Annotated in this window: 19 protein-coding genes and 1 pseudogene; 18 read left to right on the top strand and 2 right to left on the bottom strand. The window is 63.8% G+C overall.

Annotated features, from left to right (window positions below; translation table 11 throughout):
* Positions 1 to 12 precede the first annotated feature (12 nt).
* The 16 genes and pseudogenes from hemH to IPL79_01545 all read left to right on the top strand — a co-directional run bounded on the left by hemH (position 13) and on the right by IPL79_01545 (position 15,518).
* Positions 13 to 1,047: a ferrochelatase gene (hemH, locus tag IPL79_01620; GenBank protein ID MBK9069698.1), complete on the top strand. Its 1,035-nt coding sequence runs from the start codon at positions 13 to 15 to the stop codon at positions 1,045 to 1,047.
* The gene (locus IPL79_01615; GenBank protein MBK9069697.1) at positions 1,044 to 2,192 is read left to right on the top strand and encodes a hypothetical protein; all 1,149 of its coding nucleotides are present in this window, start codon (positions 1,044 to 1,046) and stop codon (positions 2,190 to 2,192) included. The genes hemH and IPL79_01615 overlap by 4 nt, the downstream gene beginning before the upstream one ends.
* A 156-nt stretch (positions 2,193 to 2,348) precedes the next feature.
* Positions 2,349 to 3,851 carry an OmpA family protein gene (locus tag IPL79_01610; GenBank protein ID MBK9069696.1) on the top strand — a complete coding sequence of 501 codons (1,503 nt, stop codon included), beginning with the start codon at positions 2,349 to 2,351 and terminating at the stop codon, positions 3,849 to 3,851.
* A gap of 122 nt (positions 3,852 to 3,973) precedes the next feature.
* A pseudogene (locus IPL79_01605) lies at positions 3,974 to 4,922 on the top strand (ribose-phosphate pyrophosphokinase).
* A gap of 29 nt (positions 4,923 to 4,951) precedes the next feature.
* Positions 4,952 to 5,689, top strand: a complete 738-nt coding sequence (locus IPL79_01600) for a 50S ribosomal protein L25 (GenBank protein MBK9069695.1) — start codon at positions 4,952 to 4,954, stop codon at positions 5,687 to 5,689.
* Between the two features lie 12 nt (positions 5,690 to 5,701).
* On the top strand, positions 5,702 to 6,283 hold the full coding sequence (locus IPL79_01595) for an aminoacyl-tRNA hydrolase (protein MBK9069694.1): 582 nt from the start codon (positions 5,702 to 5,704) through the stop codon (positions 6,281 to 6,283).
* 115 nt (positions 6,284 to 6,398) lie between these two features.
* Positions 6,399 to 6,929: a 30S ribosomal protein S6 gene (gene rpsF, locus IPL79_01590; protein MBK9069693.1), complete on the top strand. Its 531-nt coding sequence runs from the start codon at positions 6,399 to 6,401 to the stop codon at positions 6,927 to 6,929.
* Positions 6,930 to 6,980: 51 nt separating this feature from the next.
* On the top strand, positions 6,981 to 7,208 hold the full coding sequence (locus IPL79_01585; GenBank protein MBK9069692.1) for a 30S ribosomal protein S18: 228 nt from the start codon (positions 6,981 to 6,983) through the stop codon (positions 7,206 to 7,208).
* A 15-nt stretch (positions 7,209 to 7,223) separates the two neighbouring features.
* Entirely contained in the window at positions 7,224 to 7,679 is a 456-nt protein-coding gene (locus IPL79_01580) for a 50S ribosomal protein L9 (GenBank protein MBK9069691.1), read from the top strand.
* Between the two features lie 18 nt (positions 7,680 to 7,697).
* Positions 7,698 to 9,056: a replicative DNA helicase gene (dnaB, locus tag IPL79_01575; protein ID MBK9069690.1), complete on the top strand. Its 1,359-nt coding sequence runs from the start codon at positions 7,698 to 7,700 to the stop codon at positions 9,054 to 9,056.
* A 68-nt stretch (positions 9,057 to 9,124) separates the two neighbouring features.
* Positions 9,125 to 10,609, top strand: a complete 1,485-nt coding sequence (locus tag IPL79_01570; GenBank protein MBK9069689.1) for a serine/threonine protein kinase — start codon at positions 9,125 to 9,127, stop codon at positions 10,607 to 10,609.
* 11 nt (positions 10,610 to 10,620) lie between these two features.
* Entirely contained in the window at positions 10,621 to 11,928 is a 1,308-nt protein-coding gene (locus tag IPL79_01565; protein ID MBK9069688.1) for a thymidine phosphorylase, read from the top strand.
* Positions 11,925 to 12,782 (top strand): purine-nucleoside phosphorylase, encoded by an 858-nt coding sequence (locus IPL79_01560; GenBank protein MBK9069687.1) that lies wholly within the window; start codon positions 11,925 to 11,927, stop codon positions 12,780 to 12,782. Before IPL79_01565 ends, IPL79_01560 begins: the two co-directional genes overlap by 4 nt.
* On the top strand, positions 12,779 to 13,210 hold the full coding sequence (gene cdd, locus IPL79_01555) for a cytidine deaminase (GenBank protein MBK9069686.1): 432 nt from the start codon (positions 12,779 to 12,781) through the stop codon (positions 13,208 to 13,210). The genes IPL79_01560 and cdd overlap by 4 nt, the downstream gene beginning before the upstream one ends.
* Before the next feature lie 2 nt (positions 13,211 to 13,212).
* Positions 13,213 to 14,559 carry a 5'-deoxyadenosine deaminase gene (locus IPL79_01550; protein MBK9069685.1) on the top strand — a complete coding sequence of 449 codons (1,347 nt, stop codon included), beginning with the start codon at positions 13,213 to 13,215 and terminating at the stop codon, positions 14,557 to 14,559.
* Positions 14,560 to 14,621: 62 nt separating this feature from the next.
* The gene (locus IPL79_01545; protein ID MBK9069684.1) at positions 14,622 to 15,518 is read left to right on the top strand and encodes a ferritin-like domain-containing protein; all 897 of its coding nucleotides are present in this window, start codon (positions 14,622 to 14,624) and stop codon (positions 15,516 to 15,518) included.
* Between the two features lie 146 nt (positions 15,519 to 15,664).
* On the opposite strand, the gene IPL79_01540 is transcribed toward IPL79_01545, so the two are convergent.
* Together IPL79_01540 and IPL79_01535 are read right to left on the bottom strand one after the other, a co-directional pair.
* Complete coding sequence (locus tag IPL79_01540; protein ID MBK9069683.1) at positions 15,665 to 16,759, bottom strand: hypothetical protein; 1,095 nt, start codon at positions 16,757 to 16,759, stop codon at positions 15,665 to 15,667.
* Positions 16,756 to 16,962: a hypothetical protein gene (locus IPL79_01535; protein MBK9069682.1), complete on the bottom strand. Its 207-nt coding sequence runs from the start codon at positions 16,960 to 16,962 to the stop codon at positions 16,756 to 16,758. The genes IPL79_01540 and IPL79_01535 overlap by 4 nt, the downstream gene beginning before the upstream one ends.
* A gap of 249 nt (positions 16,963 to 17,211) precedes the next feature.
* Here IPL79_01535 and IPL79_01530 point away from each other — a divergent pair, with 249 nt between their 5' ends.
* The gene (locus tag IPL79_01530; GenBank protein MBK9069681.1) at positions 17,212 to 19,044 is read left to right on the top strand and encodes a hypothetical protein; all 1,833 of its coding nucleotides are present in this window, start codon (positions 17,212 to 17,214) and stop codon (positions 19,042 to 19,044) included.
* 54 nt (positions 19,045 to 19,098) lie between these two features.
* Complete coding sequence (locus IPL79_01525) at positions 19,099 to 21,243, top strand: hypothetical protein (GenBank protein MBK9069680.1); 2,145 nt, start codon at positions 19,099 to 19,101, stop codon at positions 21,241 to 21,243.
* Positions 21,244 to 21,329 lie beyond the last annotated feature (86 nt).

Raw genomic sequence — 21,329 nt, 5'->3', positions numbered from 1 at the left:
GCAAGCAGCACCATGCGCGGCCTTCTTCTCCTTAATCTCGGTACGCCCGATGCCCCCACTACCGCTGCTGTGCGTCGCTACCTGCGCCAATTCCTCTCCGATCCACGCGTGCTCGACATCAACCCGGTGGCGCGCGCGCTGCTGCTAAACCTCATTATCCTGCCCTTCCGCTCGCCCAAGAGCGCGCACGCCTATCGCACGATCTGGGATCCGGCCCGAGGCTCGCCCCTGCTCTATCACACCCAAGATTTGGCGCGGCAGGTTCAGGCTAGGCTCGGCGAGACGTGGCGCATTGAGCTCGGCATGAGGTATGGCAAGCCATCGATTGCGCACGCGCTGGCACGCCTGGTTGACGCTGGCTGTCGCGACATTTCCGTGCTGCCGCTCTTTCCACAATATGCCTCATCATCTACGGGCACGGCCTATCAGGAGGTAATGGCGCAGGCGAGCACCATGTGGAATGTACCGCCGCTGACCCTCATCCCCGCGTTCTACGACCACCCAGATTTCCTGGCAGCCTTTGCCGACGTCGGCGCCGCGCCGCTGGCGTCGTTTCGCCCCGACCACGTGCTGTTTTCGTTTCATGGCCTGCCGGAGCGGCACATTATTAAGAGCGACCCAGGCCGAAACCATTGCCTCGCCATGGACTCGTGCTGCGACGCCATCGGCGAGGCCAATCGCGATTGTTATCGCGCGCAGAGCTTCGCGACGGCGCGTGGCATCGCCGAGCGGCTCGCGCTGACACCGGATCGCTACTCGATTTCGTTCCAATCTCGCCTTGGGCGCACGCCGTGGATTAAGCCGTACACCGATGCTAGGCTGGATGAATTAGCCGCCAGCGGCTGCAAGCGCTTGTTGGTGTTCTGCCCCGCGTTCGTCGCCGACTGCCTGGAAACTCTCGAGGAGATCGCGCTGCGCGCGCGCGAACAATTTATCGCGCGCGGCGGCGAAGAGCTGCAGCTGGTACCATCGCTCAATAGCGCCCCGGCCTGGGTCGACGCGGTCGTCAACATCGGCACCAACCGCGGCCCAGGAGCCTCGCGATGACGCGCAATCCGCTGCCCCATGTCTATGGCGAGCTGCTCGTGACGCGGCCGCCGGTGCCAGTTACTTGCAACAAGGCCGGGGCAAACTACAAGTCCGAAGTGCCGCACCTGCGGTATAGCCCGCGCGAGGCCTACCGCGAATGGCTCGCCATCTGCGACGGCATCGTTGCATGCGGCGGCGATGCGCTGTTTGCGTTTGAGCCCGCGGACGACCCCTTTCTCGATATCCCCGCGCTGCACGTAAATGGCGATGGCGAGATCTCACCGCAGGGCTCGAGCGAAATCCTCGGCAACCTGGCGGCCATCGAGACCGGCCGCGTGTTCACCGCCAACGGGCCGTGGGTGACCATCGCCGATCGGCAGCTACGCGCCGTGATGCCGCACATGCTCGCGCATCGCCGTAGCGAGCGCCCGTACTATGAGGCCATGCTCGGCGCCATCGCCGCCGCCGGCCGCTATGAGCTAACGCTGGTGCAGACGCCTTATCGCTGGGAGGGCATGGCCGACGTCGCGGTGGTCGGCGAGCACGTGGTCCTCACCTACGCCGTGCCTGGGCACTACGATGAAGGGCTGCAGGCTAAGAGTCCGCGATCGAGCCTCGAGGGCGTAACCTTTGCGGCCGACGCCGCTGGCGTGCCGACGTCCGCGCGCATTTACGCCGAGCTCGTCTATCCGCATTTTCACGGCGACACCGTGCACTTCGGCGTGCGCCCGCGCGCGGGCGCGCCGAAACTTGCGCATTACGGCGGCGGCCTCTATCGCGGCTATAGCGACATCGTCGCGCTCGCGCTGGGCAACGCCATCATCCCAATCTCCCAGCAAGATGCCCAAATTGCCTACGCCGCGAACTCGCGACAAGTGCGCAACGGCCTGCTCACGCCGCGCGGCGCCAGCGATGAGTTCATTGCGGCCATGCGCGATGAGGCAGGCCTTGCGCTTATCGAAGTAGCTTTGCACGAACTTTTTGGCAAGGCTGGCGGTGGCCCGGCCTGCGCGACGCTCTACCTCCCGGCAAATCTCGCGCTGCCCGAAGCGTTTGCAATGCGCTATCGCAAGCAACGGGGCACCGCGCATGCGCGGATCGATCGACTCGCCGAAACCCTGACGGTTGATCCGGATTATTTCGCTGGCAAGAAACGCGGCTGAATTAAACTCACTCAAACGGGATCCCGTCTCGTCGCTATTAAGTGGCCGGAAGCACTGGCCTCGGCAATTGAATGTGGCTATGACCTCAACAAATATGCCGGGGGCTCCGGCTGCTTTGGTTACCGAAGTATCTGTTTTTATGAAAGGACATCCATCGTGAAGAAACTCATCTGCCGTACCGCAACCATCGCCGCCGTTATAACGGCCATGGGCGCAGCTGGTACGACTTCGACCGCCTCGGCGAACGTCGAAGTTGGTATTACTGCTGGCCCGCACTTCTTTAGTGTCAACAACGAGCTAGGCGTCGCAGACGACGAGGATGCCACGTCGGTATCCAATTCGGCGTTTTTCGGGCTTCGCATCGGCTACTACTTCTCCGACATGCTCGGGGTTGAAGTCGAAGGCGGCGTGATTCCAACCGAATCGCTTGAGCAAGTATTTGATGTATGGGTTGCCAGCTATCGCCTCAATGTCGTCGCACAATTTGGCGCCGAAGACCCCAACAAGCGCTTTATTCCGTTCGTGCTCCTCGGTGGCGGTCTCAACCACATTGTGAAGTCGGACAACACGACCATCATTCAAGACATGGAAGGCGACAGCGCGGAAATTGACTCCACGGTTTATGCCGGCGCCGGCTTCAAGGTTCGCCTTGATCGCGGCTGGGGCCTCCGCCTTGACGCGCGCGCCATGGTGGTGCCGTCGAGCCGTCCAGCGTCCGACCCAGACAAAGACAAATGGGGCATGGACTACGAAGGCCTGGTCTCGATTTACAAAGAGTTCGGCCGCAAAGAAGGCAAATTTGCACCAGAGAAGAAAGTGCTCGACACCGACGGCGATGGCATCGCCGATGGCGACGACAAGTGCGTCGACGAAGCGGAAGACATGAATGGCTTCGAAGACGAAGATGGCTGCCCTGACGGCGCGAAAGACACGGACAGCGACGGCATTGCCGACGCCACCGACAAGTGCGTCACCGACGCGGAAGACGTCGATGGCTTCGAAGACACCGATGGCTGCCCGGATCCAGACAACGATGGCGATGGCATCCTCGACGGCGCCGACAAGTGCGCGACCGACGCGGAAGACAAGAACGGCTTTGAAGACGAAGACGGCTGTCCAGACGCAACGCGTGACACCGATGGCGATGGCGTTTACGACCTCTCCGACAAGTGCCCAGCCGAGTCGGAAACCGCCAACGGCTACCAAGACGCCGATGGCTGCCCTGACCAAATCCCAGCCGCGGTCCGCCGCTTTACGGGTGTCATCAAGGGCATTAACTTCAAGACCGGCGAGGCCGTTATCCTCAAGAGCTCGAACAAGACGCTCGACGCCGCGGCGAAGCTGCTGATTGCCAACCCCGAGCTCAAGCTGGAAGTCCAAGGCCACACCGACAACGTTGGCGATGCGGCTGCCAATCTCACGCTGTCACAAGCTCGCGCGGATGCCGTGCGGACCTACCTGATCAGCAAGGGCGTTGCGGAAACCGCGCTGGTTGCCCGCGGCTATGGCCAAGACAAGCCAATCGCCGACAACGCCAAGAAGGCTGGCAAGGCGCAAAATCGCCGCGTTGAGTTCAAGTTGCTTTCCGACCTAATCAAGGTCGAGGCAGCTCCTGAGCCAGCTCCGGCACCAGCGCCGGCTCCGACGCCAGCTCCGTAGGCACCTCGCCGCAATAGGCCTTTGGCCACGACTGCAAAAGCACACGCGCCGCGTGTGCTTTTTTTTGTGCCGTTGACGGCAGCAGGCCAAAGCGTGTACACCGCGACCAAAGCGAGGTTGCGGTGCTCAAATCTCTTTCCATTTTCACAGGCAATGCCAACAAGGCGCTGGCCGAAGAAGTGTCGCGCGCCGTGGAAATCCCCCTCGGAAGGGCCGACGTCACGCATTTTGCGGACGGCGAAATCTATGTCGAAATCGGCGAGAATGTCCGCGGCGTCAACTGCTTCGTAGTGCAGCCTACGTGCACCCCGGTGAATCAGTCGCTGATGGAACTGCTCATCATGATCGACGCCCTACGGCGCGCCTCGGCCGGCACAATCGTTGCGATCATCCCGTATTTTGGCTACGCGCGGCAAGACCGTAAGGCCAAACCGCGTACGCCCATCACCGCCAAGCTGGCAGCCAACCTTATCACCGCCGCCGGTGCCGACCGGGCACTCGCGATGGACCTGCACGCCAGGCCAAATCCAGGGCTTCTTTGACATCCCGTTTGACCACCTCTTCGCGATGCCCGTGCTCATCGAAGAACTCCGCACGTTGGGATACGGCGGTGAAAACACCGTCGTCGTGTCCCCGGATGCCGGCGGCGTCGAGCGCGCGCGCGCGTTTTCCAAGCGGCTGGGGGCTAGCCTCGCCATTATTGATAAACGCCGTTCAGCCGCCAATGTCTCCGAAGTTATGAATATTGTTGGCGACGTTAAGGGCAAAAAGACCATTATCGTCGACGACATCATCGATACGGCGGGCACCCTGACCAATGCGGCCTCGGCCATTATGGAGGCGGGGGCCTCCTCCGTCGCGGCCTGCGCCTCGCACGCCGTATTTTCCTCAAAGGCAATTGCGCGCATCACCGACTCCCCGCTGGCGCATGTCGTGGTAACCAATACAATTCCGCTCTCCGAGGCGGGCAGCCAGTGCAGCAAGGTGAAAGTCCGCTCAGTGGGGCGCTTGCTTGGCGAGGCCATTAAGCGTATCCACCACGGCGATTCCATCAGTTCGCTATTTATCTAACGTCGTATTTGCTAGTAGAAGAGGCCGTCATGGAAGTAGGAAAGCTAACAGTTCAACGTCGCCCGACCCTTGGAAAAGGATCGGCCCACAAGTTGCGTGCGCAGGGCCTGGTCCCGGGCGTGTGTTACGGCGCGACCTCAAATGGTCCGATGGAGCCGTTCCCGATCACGGTAGACGTCAAGGCGCTTAAGGCGTCGCTCGACCCTATCCGCAAGCAAAATACCGTCATCGACCTTACCGTCACGACGGAGGGTAAGCCATCGACGACGCTGTCGGCCCTGGTTAAAGATTATCAAATTCACGCCACCCGGCGCGAAATCACCCACGTCGACCTGCTTGCGATCGACCCAACCAAAGAAGTTTCGGCGGAAGTACCTATCGAGTACGTCGGCAAACCGAAAGGCGCCATCGAAGGCGGCCAGTTGCGGATCTTGATTCGCGCGCTCGACGTCAAAGCCAAGCCAGCGGACATTCCCGTCAAGTTTACCATCGACGTCACTGAGCTCGATCTGGGCGACGTGCTTCACGTTTCACACGTTCAAATGCCAAAGGGCGTGCACGCGCTGACGGGCCTTGAGCAGGCAATTGTTACCTGCGCCGCGCCAACCGCCGACAAGGCCGAAACCGTTGTCGCCGCGACCGAAGTTGCCGCCGTGGATCCGAAAGCCGCGGCTGCCGCAGCCAAACCAGGCGCTCCAGCCGCCGCCGGTGCCAAGACCGCCGCACCAGCTGCTGCGGCTCCGGCCAAAGCGCCCGCCAAGAAATAGTTGGCCCTTGCGATGTGGCTCGTCGTAGGCCTTGGCAACCCCGGGGCAAAGTACGAGCACACGCGCCACAACATTGGCTTCCGCGTTGCCGACGAGCTTGCCGCGGGCTTTGGGTTTGCGCCGTTTAAGCCCAGCAAGTTCGGTGGCGACGTTAGCCTCGGCCAAATACATGGCACCAAGGTGTGCCTGCTCAAGCCGATGGAGTTTATGAACCTCAGCGGCTTTGCGGTGCAGCGCGTCGCCAAATTCCATGGCGTGGCGCCGGACCACATCGTGATTATCCACGACGAGCTTGACCTCGAGCCCGGCACGACCCGCGTCAAGCTAGGCGGGGGGCACGGTGGCCACAACGGACTGCGCTCCCTGCTTGAGCAATTGGGCACGCCCGACTTCGCCCGCATTCGCGTTGGCATTGGCCGCCCCCCCGTCAGGGGCGGCGAGGTTGCGAGCTGGGTGCTAGGAGGCTTTGCGCCTGAGCTAACGCAGGCCGTCGGCCAGTCGGTGAAGGACGCCGCCGCCGCCGTGGCGATGACCGTCAAAAGTGGCCCCGCCGCGGCGATGAACCAATTCAATAGTGGCAAGGGTTCTAAGTAGTTAGGCAGCACCGCAATTCGCCGGAGCGCACCATTGATCAGGGCTAGGCCGTGTGATAGTCCCTCCCTTCCCTCGCTGAGTCCCCGTGGCTTGGCAATTTCCCGAGAGGTCAGACATGCCACAGCTTAAGAGTTTATTAGACGCACCCAATACATCCCGAGAATACGAAACCATTTACATCCTGCGAGGCAACGCCTCCAACGATGTCGTTGCCGACGTCAACACCCGCGTCAAGGGCGTCATCGAAGGCATGGGCGGCAAGATCCTCAAGGTCGACAACTGGGGCAAACGCCGCCTCGCCTATGAAATCAAGAAAGAGCGCAAAGGCATTTACCTGCACTGGGTCTACCTCGCGCAATCCGGCGTCGTCGAAGAAGCCGAGCGCAACCTGCGCATGCTCGACGTCGTGCTCCGCTACCAAACCATCAAGGTCGACGTCGACGTGGTGACCACCGCACGGCCAAGCGAAATTGACGACACCTCGTTCGATCGCGCCGCGCAGACCGCGGCCGATGAAGAAGACATGTTTCTGTCGCGCGGCGCTGACGCGGGCGCGGCCGATGCCGACGACGGCGACGACGAAGAAGAAGACGAAAACGAAGCAGCCGCTGGCGCGCCAAGCGACGCCTCGGAAAGCAAGGAGTAAGTCATGGCTAATCCAGAAGTTTCAGACGACCTCGACGGCGACGACAAGCGCATGGGCGGCAAAGGCGGCCGTGGCAACAAGACGCGCAAGCTGGCGAAAATCGAAGAGCCTATCGACTACAAGAACCCCGCGTTGCTCAAGCGCTACATCACCGATCGCGGCCGCATCGTGCCGCGCCGGCTTAGCGGCCTGTCGGCGAAGCAACAACGCTCCCTCGCAGTTGCCATCCGCCGCGCGCGGATGCTGGCGCTGCTTCCCTTCTCCGTCAGCGGCGAATAAGGCAAGGACTCCGTCATGGCACTACAACTAATTCTTACCCAAGACGTCTCCAAGCTCGGCAAGGCTGGCGATCTGGTCGCCGTCAAGACTGGTTTTGGCCGCAACTTTCTTATCCCGCAAGGCATGGCCGTCACGGCCACGCTGCGCAATAAGCACCAACTCGAACACAACAAGCGCGCCATCGAAAAGCGCATCGCCACCCAACGCGCCGGCGCCCAAGACTTGGCCACGCGCATCGGCGGCATGACGCTACAATTTGAGCGCGTCATCGGCGAAGGCGACAAGATGTTTGGTTCGGTCACCAGCCGCGACATTAGCGAGCAGCTCAAGAAGGCCGGCATCGACGTCGACCATCGCGCGGTGAAGCTCGACGACGCCGTGAAGGCGCTTGGCAAGTACGAGACCACCGTGCGGCTCAACGCCGGCGTCATCGCCAGCCTGAAGTTCTGGGTCGTTGGCAAAGAAAAATAAACCGCCGCTAAGCGTGGTATGGGAGACAATCGCCGCGTTCTGCCGCATAACCTCGACGCGGAAGCGTCGGTCTTGGGCGGCATCTTGCTGCGCAATGACGTCTTATTGCACCTTGAGAACCTAGCCTCCGAGGATTTTTACGACCCCCGGCATCGCGCCGTGTTCGAGGCGATGCGCGTGCTCGAGGCCACAGCCAAGCCCATCGACGTGGTCACGGTCGAGGCGGAGCTGCAAAAGGCAGGCAAGTTCGAGGCCATTGGTGGCATGGCGTTCTTGTCCGACCTGGCGATGCGCGTGCCGACGCCCGACAACGTCGCGCACTACGCCGAGATCGTTAGCGACAAGCATGCAGCGCGCCGGCTGATGCTGGCGTCGAGCGAAATCGCGGCCAAGGGCTACGATGACCTCGGTGACATTCGCGACTATCTCGATGAGGCCGAGGCCAAGATCTTTGAGGTGACGCAACGGCAAGAGAAGAGCGGCCCCGAGCCGATCAAGAGCCTGATCAAGAAGGTGTTTAGCTCGCTCGACGAGCGCTTCGCGCAGGCCGACGGCATCACCGGCGTGCCGACAGGCTTTACCGACCTCGATCAAAAAACGGCGGGCCTTCAGCCGACCGAGCTCATCATCCTCGCGGCGCGTCCGGCGATGGGTAAGACGTCGTTTGCGCTATCGATCGCGCAAAACTGCGCCGTCACGGGCGGCTGGCCGGTGTTGGTGTTTTCGCTCGAAATGTCGTCGTCGCAGCTCGCCGAACGGATGCTGTGTTCCGAGGCGCGGGTCGATTCGTCGGCGTTGCGGCGTGGCCAGTTACAGCGCCAAGACATGACAAATTTGACGTATGCGGCCAACACGCTGTCTAAGGCGCCCATTTTGATCGACGACACGCCAGCGCTGTCGCTGCGCGAGCTGCGCGCACGGGCGCGGCGTTTTCGCGCCAATCGCGAGCTCTTTGGCGACCGCAAGGCGGGCCTCATCGTCATCGACTACTTGCAGCTCATGCGCGGCTCGCCGCAAGCGGCCAAGGCCAGCCGCGAACAGGAGATTTCCGAAATCTCGCGCGGCCTCAAGCAGCTCGCCAAGGAGCTAGGGTGCCCAGTGCTGGCGCTGTCGCAGCTCAACCGCAGCCTCGAGAATCGCACCGATAAGCGGCCGCAGCTGTCTGACTTGCGCGAGTCGGGCGCGATCGAGCAGGATGCCGACGTCATCCTCTTTATCTATCGCGACGAGGTCTACAACAAGGATTCTGAGGCTCGCGGCGTCGCGGAAATCATCCTCGGCAAAAACCGTCACGGCGCCACCGGCACCGTCGAGACGCACTTCGAAGGTCGCTACACGCGCTTTGAAAATCTGTCGGCGCGCGCCGAGCATCAGTAGGCGCGACGGGCGAATTCAACGCCATCAGGGCCCACCGAGGCGTCATCCCCAGGTATGCTCCCGCCTCCATGTCGGCGCTAGAACCAGGGACCATGCTGGGTGCTTATCGCATCGAGCGATTTCTCGGATCGGGCTCCATGGGAGAAGTCTTCGAGGCCCTCGACACCGGCCTGGCGCGCGTAGTGGCGGTCAAGATGCTCAGCACGAGGCACCGCGACAACGCCGAGCTGCGCGCGCGTTTTTTGCGCGAAGGCCGCGCCGTCGCGGCGATCGCGCATCCGCACGTGGTGTCGGTGTTTGCGACCGGGATGCACGGCGATCTGCCGTACATCGCGATGGAGCTGCTAGCGGGCGTTGACCTCGGCACGCACGTAGAACGCCACGGGCCCCTATCTGCCAGCGCGGCGGCCGCGGCGACGCGCGATGCCGCGATGGGGCTGGCCGCGGCCTCGGCTGCCGGCATCATTCATCGCGACGTCAAGCCGAGCAATCTCGTGCGGCTGCACAATGGCTCGATCAAGGTGACCGACTTCGGGCTTGCCAAGCCAAAAGACCCGGGGCGCGAACCCGCGCTGACCGGCATGGGCGTCGTGGTTGGCACACCCGACTATATCGCGCCCGAGCAAGCGCGTGGCGAGCCACTTGATGAGCGTTGCGATATTTACGCGCTTGGCGGGACGCTATTTTTCTTGCTCACAGGACGACCGCCGTTTCGCACGGGCGTTGCGTCCGAGGATAAATATCTCAAGGTGGTCGCGCGCCACCTGCGCGACCCGGCGCCTGACCCTCGGCAATATCGCCCCGACGTGCCCGCCGACTTGGCAGCGCTATGCCGCCAGCTCATGGCGAAAGATCCCGCCGAACGGCCGCGCTACGATGAGTTAATCGCAACGCTAGACGCCATGGCGACGCGCTATGCTGCGGCGTCCCCGACTGCGACCCCGCCTGCGCCCGTCACCAAAGCGCCCGTGGCGATGGCGGCGTCTACGGAAAACCTTCGTCAGCCCGCGCCTGCCACCAGCGGCGACTGGTCGGAGGCGGCGGATTCGCTTTACGTCGCTGCGCCCCGTTGGCCGCGGTGGATTTGGCCGCTGACGGTATTTTCCGTCGCGGTCTTCGTATCGGGCCTATGGGCCTATGCCTCGCGGCCCGCCCACGCGCCCATCGATGAACTCGCTAGCAGCCGCACCATCATCACGGTCGGCGGCAAGCAAGTGGCCGTCGAGGTCGCACCGGTCACAACCGCGGCCTATCGCGCGGTCGTCGCGGATGCACCTGCGGCACCCGATGAGCAACCCGTGACGAACATTTCCTACACACAAGCGCGTGCGTTCGCCGAGGCCTCAGGCAAGCGCCTGGCGACACGCGACGAGCTAGCGGCCGCGGCCGACAAGATCGCGGCACCACCCGGGATGCTGTGGGAATGGGTCGCTTCCGAAGCGCCTCGTCGCACCATTATACGCGGGCTCACCAGCAAAGAAGTCCCCGACGATCCCCGCCCCGACGTAACCTTTCGCTTGGCACAAGATGTATCCGCCGCGGCGAAACCGTGAAGACGAGCCCTATGCATGTGCCCACGTTGATCAAGAAAAAGCGCGACGGCCAGCCGCTGTTGCCTGAAGAAATCAAGGCCTTTATCCACGGCGTCGCGACGGATGCCATCGCCGACTATCAAGTGGCCGCGATGCTAATGGCAATCTACTTTCAGGGCCTCGCTGACGAGGAGCTCGCGGTGTGGGCGCAGGCGATGACCCACTCCGGCGACGTGCTGACGTGGCCAACCCTTGATCGACCGGCCATCGACAAGCATTCCACCGGCGGCGTCGGCGATAAGATTTCGCTGCCACTCGCACCCGCGGTGGCCGCCTGTGGCGTTGCCGTACCCATGATCTCGGGCCGCGGCCTGGGCCATACGGGCGGCACGCTGGACAAGCTAGAGGCCATCCCCGGCTTTCGCGTCAACCTCGACATTCAGACGTTTCAGCGCCAGGTCGCGTCGCTTGGCGTCGCGCTCATCGGCCAGACCGATCGCTTGGCGCCTGCCGATCGACGCCTGTATGCGATCCGCGACGTCACGGCGACGGTCGAGTCGATCCCGCTCATCGCGTCATCGATCATGTCCAAAAAACTCGCCTCTGGCATCTCGGGCCTTGTGCTCGATTGCAAGGTGGGGCGCGGCGCCTTCATGGCTGATGTAGCGAGCGCGCGCGCGTTGGGGCTCACGATCAAGGCCATTGGCCACGCCGCGGGTTGCCGCGTCACGGTGATGTTGACCGACATGAATGAACCCATTGGCGCCACCATCGGCAACGCGCTTGAAGTTGCCGAAGCGCTCGAGGTGCTGCGCGGCAAGGGCCCCGCCGATACGCGAGAGCTGACCGTCGCGCTCGGCGCGGAGATGTTATGCCTTGCGGGCCGCGCCCGCGACACCGCGGATGGCGCGCAGCAACTCGAACGCGTGCTCGACAATGGCGCCGCGCTCGCGAGGTTCGCGCAAGTGATTGAGGCCCAAGGCGGCGATCCACGCGTCTGCGACGAGCCGGAGCGCTTGCCGCGCGCGGCGCACGTGGTCGAGGTAGTCGCGACCGCCGCTGGTTTTGTCGCCCCCATCGATTCACTGGCGCTGGCCCAACTCTCGCTGCGGCTCGGTGCAGGTCGCGTTCGCAAAGAAGACCACGTCGACCCAGCCGCCGGCCTTGAAGTGTTTGCCAAACGCGGTGAGCGCGTTAGCAAGGGCGATGTCCTGGCGCGCATCCATGCCTCACAGGCCGAGCGGGCTAGCGCGGCGCGCGGCGAGGTCGCCGCCGCGATCGCGATCGTCGACGAGCCCGTAACCGCGGCTGGCAGCCGCATCTTGGAGACCATACGATGACTATTGCAAGCAACCTCCGCGCCGCGCTTGACGAAAGCAAGGCCGCCATCGCCCGCCACACCCCAGCCAAGCCCGTGGTTGGCATTATCCTTGGCTCGGGCCTGGGCGATTTTGCCGACATTCTTGCGGGCCCGACGAAGATTCCCTTTAGTGACATCCCACATATGCCGAGCAGCACGGTGCCTGGGCACCACGGCAAGCTGGTGATCGGAGAACGCCACGGGATGACCGTGGCCGCGCTGCAAGGCCGCGTGCACATGTACGAGGGCCACTCGGCGGCGCAGGTCGCCTACCCTGCGCGCCTGCTGGTGCATCTCGGCGCGCGCGTGCTCGTGCTGACCAACGCGGCTGGGGGCATTCGCGCCGAGTGGCCACCGTGCACGCTTATGCTGATCAACGACCACATCGATATGCTGCGCGACCAGGCGCTGCGCGGGCCGAACGACGAGACCTTAGGCCCACGCTTCCCCGATATGACCTATGCGTATCATCCCACGCTGCGTGCCCTCGCCCATACCGCCGCGAGTCGCGCCGGGATAACGTTGCAAGACGGCGTCTACGCCGCCATGCCTGGGCCAGCCTACGAAACGCCGGCCGAAATCCGCATGTTGCGGGCAATCGGCGCCGATGCCGCGGGCATGTCGACGGTGCCGGAAACCGTCGTCGCAAATCATATGGGCGCCAAGGTCATTGGCATTTCGTGCATCACCAACCAAGCGGCCGGACTATCGCCCACGCCGCTCACGCACCACGAGGTGACCACCAACGCCCAGCAGGCCAAGCAGAGCTTTGGTCGGCTGTTGGACGAAATCTTGCGAGATTTGGCTAGCCCGGGGATACTGCAGGCCTTGTGAGCAAAACCGCCGCCACCTCGCCACTTATCGAGACGCTTATAGAAGCGGCTACATCGGCGCAGGAGGCCGCCTATGCGCCCTATTCCCGATTTCGCGTCGGCGCCGCGTTGGCGGCCGGCGGCGAGGTCTTTACCGGGGCGAATATAGAAAATGCGAGCTATGGCCTGGCCGTGTGCGCGGAGCGCAATGCCATTGCCGCGGCCGTGCTGCGCGGCCACCGCAACATCGATGCGATCGCGGTCATCACGGACAGCCACCCGCCCTCTTCACCGTGCGGCATGTGTCGGCAGGTCTTGGCCGAATTTTGCGCCGACCCGTCGGCAACGATTGTCGTCGCGTTCAATCCCGCGGGCGAGCGTCGCCAATGGACGGTTGCGGAATTGTTGCCAGCAGGCTTCTCCCCCGCTCAGCTCGCGTCGGGGCAGTAGCCATGGCTGAGCTTATTTTTCAGGGCGGCACCATCGTTACGCTCGATGAGCAATTTCACATCGTCCGCGGCGACCTCGCGATGGCAAATGGCATCATCGTGCACATCGCACGCGATGAGCACGATCGGTACCTGCCGCAAACCGGCGACTATGAGGTCGTCGATGCGCGCGGCATGCTGATCATGCCAGGCCTCGTCTCGGCGCATGTGCATACCTGCCAAACCTTGGCGCGTGGCCGCGCCGATACGCAAGAGCTCATGCCGTGGCTGCGCGAGGTGATCTGGCCCTATGAGGCCGCGCTCGATGCGCCCGCCATGCGCGCCGCCTCGGCGCTGGCCTGCGCCGAGATGCTGCTTTCGGGCACCACGGCGATGATGGACATGGCCTCCGTGCACCACACCGACGCCGTGTTCGAAACCGCGACCACCGCCGGCATGCGCGCCAGCATCGGCAAGGCGCTGATGGATCTACCCGACGCGCACACGCCGCAGGGGCTGCGCGAAACCACCGCCGCCTCGCTCGCCGAGGCGACCCGCCTCATCGGCGCCTGGCATGGCACGAGCGATGGGCGCATCAAGGCCGCGCTCGCCCCGCGTTTTGTCTTGTCATGCACCGACGACTTGCTGCGCGCGGTCGCCGCGCTAGCCCGTGAGCACGGCGTCGTGGTGCACACTCACGCCAGCGAAAATCCAGGCGAGGTCGAGCTCGTCCGCGCCCGCTTTGGCAGCAGCAATATTGACTGCCTCGGCGAGCTGGGCCTGCTGGGCACGCATGTCGTGCTGGCGCACTGCGTGCACGTTAGCCAAGAGGACATCGCGCGGCTCGCATCCACTGGCACCAACGTCGCGCACTGCCCCGCGTCGAACCTCAAGCTGGCGTCGGGCATCGCCAATGTGCCGGCCTTGCTTGCCGCGGGCGTCTCGGTTGGCATCGGTTGCGACGGCGCCCCCTGCAACAACACGCTCGATGGTTTTGGCGAAATGCGGCTGGCGGCGTTGCTGCACCGCGTGCACGCCGGCCATCGCGATCCGCGCGCGATTGCCCCTGAGACGGTGCTGCGCATGGCGACGCTCGGCGGCGCGCGCTGCCTGGGCATGGCCGATCAGCTCGGCACGATCGAGCTTGGCAAGCGCGGCGACGTCATCGCGGTCGCCACCGATTCGCTGACGGCCACGCCATTTGCCAATCCAACCTCGTTCTTGGCGTTTAGCGCGACCGGGCGCGACGTCACCCATGTCGCGGTCGACGGCAAGCTCGTCGTGCGCGATCGGCGCCTGCTCACCCTGGACGTGGCCCGCGTGCGCTCCGACGCCATCGCTGCCTCTCAGCGGCTTTTTGCCGCTGGCTAAGCCACCCGCCGCGGCCCTCAGATCCGCGTGCTTTTCCGCTCCGACGCAAGTACAGTTGGCCCATGCTGCTGTCTCGCCAAGAACTGACTTTTGATTTTTCCGGCGCCAAGCTAGACCCCGTGGCCGATCGCGAGGCCTTGCAGTGGATGATGAACCAGTTTCTCTACGGCGAAGTGACCGGCATCCAAATTGGCCATTGGCTGTATGACGCGCCCGACTACGACGCGGCGCGCTTTCTTGCCCGCCAGTCGCTGGAAGAGATGCAGCACGTGGAAAATTTCCTGCGCATCATGCAGATGCTGGGATGCAAGCCCGGTCCCGCCCACCCTGCGGTGCGGTTCTTGGCCACCGGCATGATGGGCGGTGGTTGGGCCGAGCACGTGGCGCTCGAAATGGCGCAAGGCGAAGGCTTTGTGCTCAACGCATTTTACGCGATCATCGATACCCTCGATCATGGCCCGTCCGTCGAGATCCTGCGCCGCGCCGTCAAACAAGAGGAGCGTCACGTCGAGTTTGGCGAACAGCAAACCATGCGCGCCATTGCCGGCAAGGCATGGCTGCGACGCCGCCTGCTCGGCCTATCCTTGGTTTCGATGTGGGGCGTCGCCCGCCTCGCGCGGTTTATGGAGGCGCGATTGCCGCAAGGTCACCCCGTGTTGTCGCAACTGCCGCGATTTTTGGCGCATGCCAATGCCTGCGCCGAAACCAGGCTTTTGCGCATGGGCGTTTTGACCGCGCCCCTGGCCGAGCTCGGCTCGTTTGCACGCACCGCGCTGGTGCTCGAAGCTTATGGCGGCAAACTGATCGGCGGCATCGCGCGTCTGGTGACGTTGCCGCTGCGGTGGATCTTCGTGAAAAAGCATCGCCTCACCGATACCTACCTCACCGATCCGCATATCGCCACGCTTGGGCAACGCGAGGCGACGGCGGGCGACGGGTCGCTAAACATAACCGCATAATCCAAAACAAAAATTGGCGAAGAACAGAACGCAGTGGGTGGAGGAAATTGTGGTGCACGCCTGCAGCGATGCCGAGGCGCAGCCGTCTGGCTGTAACGAGGCTCGCGAAGCCGTACACCGCAAGATCCCCACTCAATGCGTTCTGTTTAGTCACACACAAAATCAAGCGGCGTAAGGGAGGCAACCTGACTGCCGAACATGCGCCGAACCAGGCGTTCGTAGCCAATCGCCAACGAGACGTGCAGGTGCGCCGCGACCCACTGTTGTTTTTGCTGGGTCAGCACGACCGCGACGCGGAGGTCTAGCTCACCAACGAGCTCGGTCGGCGACGAAACCGGCGCCACCACCTGCCCCGCGAACAAACGTTGGGCGGCCGCGGCGTCGACGCGGATAACGCCCACCCAATATCCGACGGCGCCTTCATCCTTGGCGCCGCGCGCCGCCACCGCCCCCGCTTGCGCGGATCCGGCCAGCACCCGACCAGATTGGATGAGTTCGACCAGCCCCGTGGCAGCCTCGGCAGTTGGCCGCGCCGTGGCCGCTGCCATCGGGCCGATCACATCGAGCGACGCGCCGGCCTGCCCCGCCAGCGCCAACGCCATGGTGCCATCAAGCTCGGGTGGTGGGGCCTGCGCCGGAACTCGACCGCTCACCGCCGCGACGGCCGCCGCCTCATCGGTTGCGTCCGCGGCGGCGACGTCGCGCGTTGCGATGGAAACCTGCTGCATCAACGGATACCAGCGTTCGCCATCGCGACGCATGACCGCGGTGTAGCGCAGCGGGATCGACAGCACGCGCCCACACACCTCGACTCGCCAACTGACGTCATCGGTGACCCATCCCGATGAGCCGAGCGTCGAGATGTGGGCCGTAAACCGATTTGAGTAGCCGCGGCCATAGATGGCCAGAGGCATCGAGAAATCCTCCGGCGCGGACCAAAGCTCGCGCGGCCCCACCCCTATCCCTACATAATCGCCGAGCTCAGGCGCGAACGGGTCATTACCGCGCTCATAGCCTTCAAGCACCTCAGCCGTCAGCGCTTGCATGAGATCATCCGTTGGCTCTTCAGCTGCCACACGATCGTCGGCGTTGCTAATCTGCGAGTTTATCGCCGCTGGGCGGCGGCACCCGCCAAGCGCGGTGAGCGCGACGGCTGCCAGGAGCCATGGCTTAGGCCACGGCCCTGCCCCCGGCTCCTCCTCATGGCACGACGGCAGCGATACGCGCGGCGACCCTTTCACGCGGCCATAATAGCCGGGGTTTCGCAGGCGCTGGCCCGCTTCTGCTCGCCAATCCATCGCTGAAAGTCGCTTTCATCGAGACGCACGATGCCGCCCACCTTATAGACCGGCAGCGGGCGCGCGGCTTGCTTGGCCATATAGCGACACCACCGCTCCGAGCGCTGCACCATGACGGAGATCGATTTCCAAGTTTCGGCGTACATGCCACGATGCCACTGCACAACCCGTGCCGTCCCGGCGCACCCTCGCGGCGCGGCCTTCGCAAGTGGCGGTGTCAAAGCCTAAACAAGCGCTGACAAAAAAATGTCAAAAAACCCACATGTAACCGCACGCTTTGCCCATCGCACCGCGCCGCTACTGAACAGGCGCCGCCCGCTTGCGGCGCGCAAATGTGAACGGAATCACGGCGTGGCGATGGTCGCGCCTACCGGGCGGCGCTATGATTTTTCGCAATGAAGCAGCTAGTGTTTGGTTGGGCGATCGTCTGCCTGCTCGCCGCGCAATCCGTCGAGGTTGCGGCCGCGCCGCCGCCGCTGTTTCCGCTGGCACAGGTCAAGCGAGGGCAACAAGGGTATGGGCTCACCACGTTTGCGGGATCGACACCAGAGAAGTTTTCGATCGAGGTGGTTAGCGTCATGCACAACTTCTTGCCGAAAATGGACATCATCCTCCTGAAGTCGAGCGACCCCAAGTTGGCGGTGAGCGGATTTTGGCGCGGCATGTCTGGCAGCCCGATTTTCGTCGACAACAAGTTGATGTGTGCGTTCTCCTATGGATTTCAATTTAACAAGGTAGCCTTTGGCGGCTGCACCCCGATCGCCTATATGCTGGAAGAGGGCTTCGTGACGCCGCGTGGGACCGGCGTTGGCGCCGTTGATGGCCCCGGCATCAGCAGATCGCCAACGGCTGCCATGGGCCGGCTCGAATTTGGTCAGCAGATGCTCGCGACCGCGACCTCGGCGCCCATAGCCGCCGCGTCTCCGGCCGCACCAAGCCCGGCTCGCCCAACCGTTGAGGGCTACTACGCGTCGGTGCCGCTTTCGATTTCTGGGGCCAGCGACGGCGCCTTTGCGTACTTACAGGACGCGTTGGCGCCATACAACGTGACGCCCATGCGCGCCGGCGGGGGTGGGGGCACGGGCAGCGAAACAGGCCCGACCGCCTTCACCATGGGCGGCCCCATTTCGGTCATCATGATTCGCGGTGATATGTCCGCCGCGGGCACGGGCACCGTCTCGTATATCGACGGCGATCGGGTGCTCGCCTTCGGGCATCCGATGTTTCAAAGTGGTGAGGCGTATGCCCCGGTGGCGACCGCCGAAGTCCATGCGGTCGTCGCGGCAGCGAGTTTTCCGTTCGTGCTCGCCTCGCCACAACGAGAAATCGGCGCGCTCTTGCAAGATCGTCAATCGATGATCATGGCCGATACGCGCTTTCGCAGCGCGATGCTGCCGGTGGGCATCGAGATCTCGTTGCCTGCCTCGGGCGGCAAACGCCTCACCAAGACCTTCAACGTCGAGGTGATGCAAGACCCATCGATGACCGCCTCGCTTGCGGCGGCGGCCACCGTCAGCGCGCTGGAGCTCTATGTGCCCGACATCGGTGACGTCGTGCTGAAAATCGAGTCGACGCTGCAACTGCGCGGGTTGCCGCCGCTTACCTTTGTCGACTGGACCTATTCGGCTACCGGCGCCGCCGACGCGCTGATCGCATTTCGCGCGCTGCGGCTGATTTCGCCGCTTATGCGTAATCCCTTTATCAAGGTGCCCATCGCGGGGCTCAGCATCAAGGCGAGCGTCGAATTCTCCAGCGAAGCGAGCGAAATCTACGACATGCGCGTCAGCGGGGGCATGCTCATCGCCGGAGAGAAGAACTGGGTCGAGGTCCTCTCACGCGGCAAATACGACAAGCTCTACACCGACCGCGTCGCGGTCGAAATTCCCGCCCACCTCGCTGGCTCACAGATCGCGCTCGAGGTCCTGCCCGGCGGACGCGTCGCCCCAGATGTCCCCGCGCCCGCCGATGCCGCCTCGCTCTATGCCTTCTTGCGAGGCTTCGTGCCGGGTACGCAGCTCGTCGTAAATATTTCGTCGCCGACCGAGGGCGCCACGCTCGATGGCATCGTCGTGCGAGATTTACCAGCGTCGGTTGCGGACAAGCTCGCCCCCCTCACCTCAACCCGGGCGCTCGCACCCTTTCGCAGCGTCTATCGCAGCACCGCCCCATCGCCACGCCCCATGATGGGCAGCGCGGCGTTGCTCTTGCGCGTCGCGCCTCGCCGCTAACCTTCCCTACCTCGCCTCCTGACCGCTACCCAGTTTAGGCACCTCAGGCCCACCATGAAATCCAAACCTGCCCTCGCGCATCTCGTCACCACCAGCCTCGCCCTGACCTCGTTTGCGACCATGTTGCTGCCGCCGCGCGCGGTCACCGCGGCGCCAACGCAAACCTGGACGCTCGAGTCCTTTGCGCACTTTGATGCCGGCGACACCCAAGACGGCTATGTCGCCTCAACCGGTGAGGTGCGCCCCGGATGGCTCACCAAGCGGGTGACCGTGCCAGGCAACGGCATTTGGGCTGCCGTGCGCCTTGCCAGCGGCACGGTGCTCGCAGGCACCGACGACAAGGGCGCCATCTATAAGATCGATGGCGACAAGGCCACGCCGTTTGCGACCATTCCCGGCGCCATCGCGATTACCGCGCTCACCACCTGGGGTGATGCCGTGTATGCCGCGACGCTGCCGGGCAATGTCGTATGGAAGCTCGACCCGCGCACTGGCAAGGCGGCCAGCTTTTGCACCATCAAGGACGTCGAGACCGTTTGGGCCTTGGCGGCCTCAGCGGGGACGCTCTATGCCGGAACGGGGCCTACGGGCCAGCTGTGGGCTATCTCCACCAGCGGCGCGGCCAAGCTCGCGTTTGCCAGCGGCGACAAGCGCATTACCGCGATTACCTTAGCGAGCGACAAGAGCATCTGGTTTGGCACCAGCGAGCGCGCCATCGTCTATCGCCTCGAAGGCAGCGGCACGCCGCGCGCGATGGCCGACTTTGCCGGCAATGAAATCTCTGCCATCGTCGAGTCGCCGCGCGGCATCATCGTGGCGGCCAACGAGGTCGCCGAGCCTACGAGTGGCGTCACCAAGACCGCTGCGCAGATCGAGGCGCAAGAAAAACCTGGCGCCCCACGCGGTCAGGTGGCGAAAACGCCAGAGCTCGGCAGCAAACCCGGCGCCGAGAAAGACAGCAGCGGTAGCGAAACGCCGCGAAAAAACGCCCGCAAGGGCAAAGGGGCGGTGTTCGTGATTAGCGCCACCGGGGCGCTGGAGCAGCTGCACGCACTGACGCAAACCTATGTCACGTCGCTAGCGGTCGATCGCGATGGCGCGGTGTTTGTCGGCAGCGCCGACAAGGGACGCGTCTACATCGTCGAGCCCGATGGCAGCGTCGGCAGCGCCTTTGACACCGATGATCGCGCGATCTCGCATATGGGCTTTGATGGCAAGGGCCTGTGGTTTACCAGCGACGACGCCGCCGCGTTATATCGCGTGACCACGCGGGCCGGCAGCGCTCGCTTTGTGTCAGAGGTTTTTGACGCCAAAACCTCGGCGCAATTTGGCCGGCTCTATTGGCAGGCCGCGGGCGCCATCAAGGTTGAAACGCGCACGGGTAACACCGCCCAACCCGACGACGGCTGGAGCGCCTGGGCGGCGCCTGGTAAGCCTGCCGAAGCTGGCGCCGGCGTGCGCTCGGGCAAGGTAAGCAGCCCAAGCGGGCGCTACGTGCAGGTCAGAGCGACGCTGGGCGATGCCGGGACCGCGCTGCGCCGCCTTGCGCTGTACTACGCCCCGCAAAATCAACCGACACGCATCGAGTCGGTCAGCGTCGAGCCGACGAGCAAAGAAACCTTTGTCACCCTCAAAGATCACGGGGGCCGCGCGCGCAACCCGTTGCTTCGCATCAAGTGGACCATCGACAACGCCGACAGCGATGACACTCGCTACACGCTGGCCGTCCAGCGAGAAAAAGATAGCAGCTGGCGCAAGCTACACACCGGCACCGCGCCGCTGACGGCGACGCAGTGGGAATGGAACACGGAGACGTTCGCCGATGGGTGGTACCGCGTGAAGGTGACGGCATCTGACCTGGCGCATAATCCCCCGGGCGCCGCCAAGACCGCGCTTGGCGTCTCACCGTGGTTTCTCGTCGACAATACCAAGCCCGCGCTCGAGGGCATGGTCGTCAAGGGCGCCGAGGCCAGCGCGACCGCCAGCGACGGCCAGAGCGCGATCGCGGAGATGGCCTATAGCATCGACGACGGCGACTGGCAGTTTGGCGCCGCCGCCGACGGCATCTATGACGACCTGCGCGAGTCGGTCACCGCGACGCTACCGGCGGACCTGCCCCGCGGTGCCCACACGCTCACCATGCGGGTCGCTGACGCCGCAGGCAACGTCGTGACGTCGACGACGTCGTTCACGAAATAGCGTGCGCGTACCGGCAGGTGGGCGCACGTTTCTTCCGCGAGCATAGATTGCAGGGCGATGTGGCTAGCACCAAGGGCTGTGGATAC

It is taken from the genome of Myxococcales bacterium (genome assembly GCA_016716835.1).
Classification (GTDB): Bacteria; Myxococcota_A; Polyangia; order Haliangiales; family Haliangiaceae; genus JADJUW01.
This window is presented reverse-complemented; position numbering and strand designations above follow the sequence as displayed.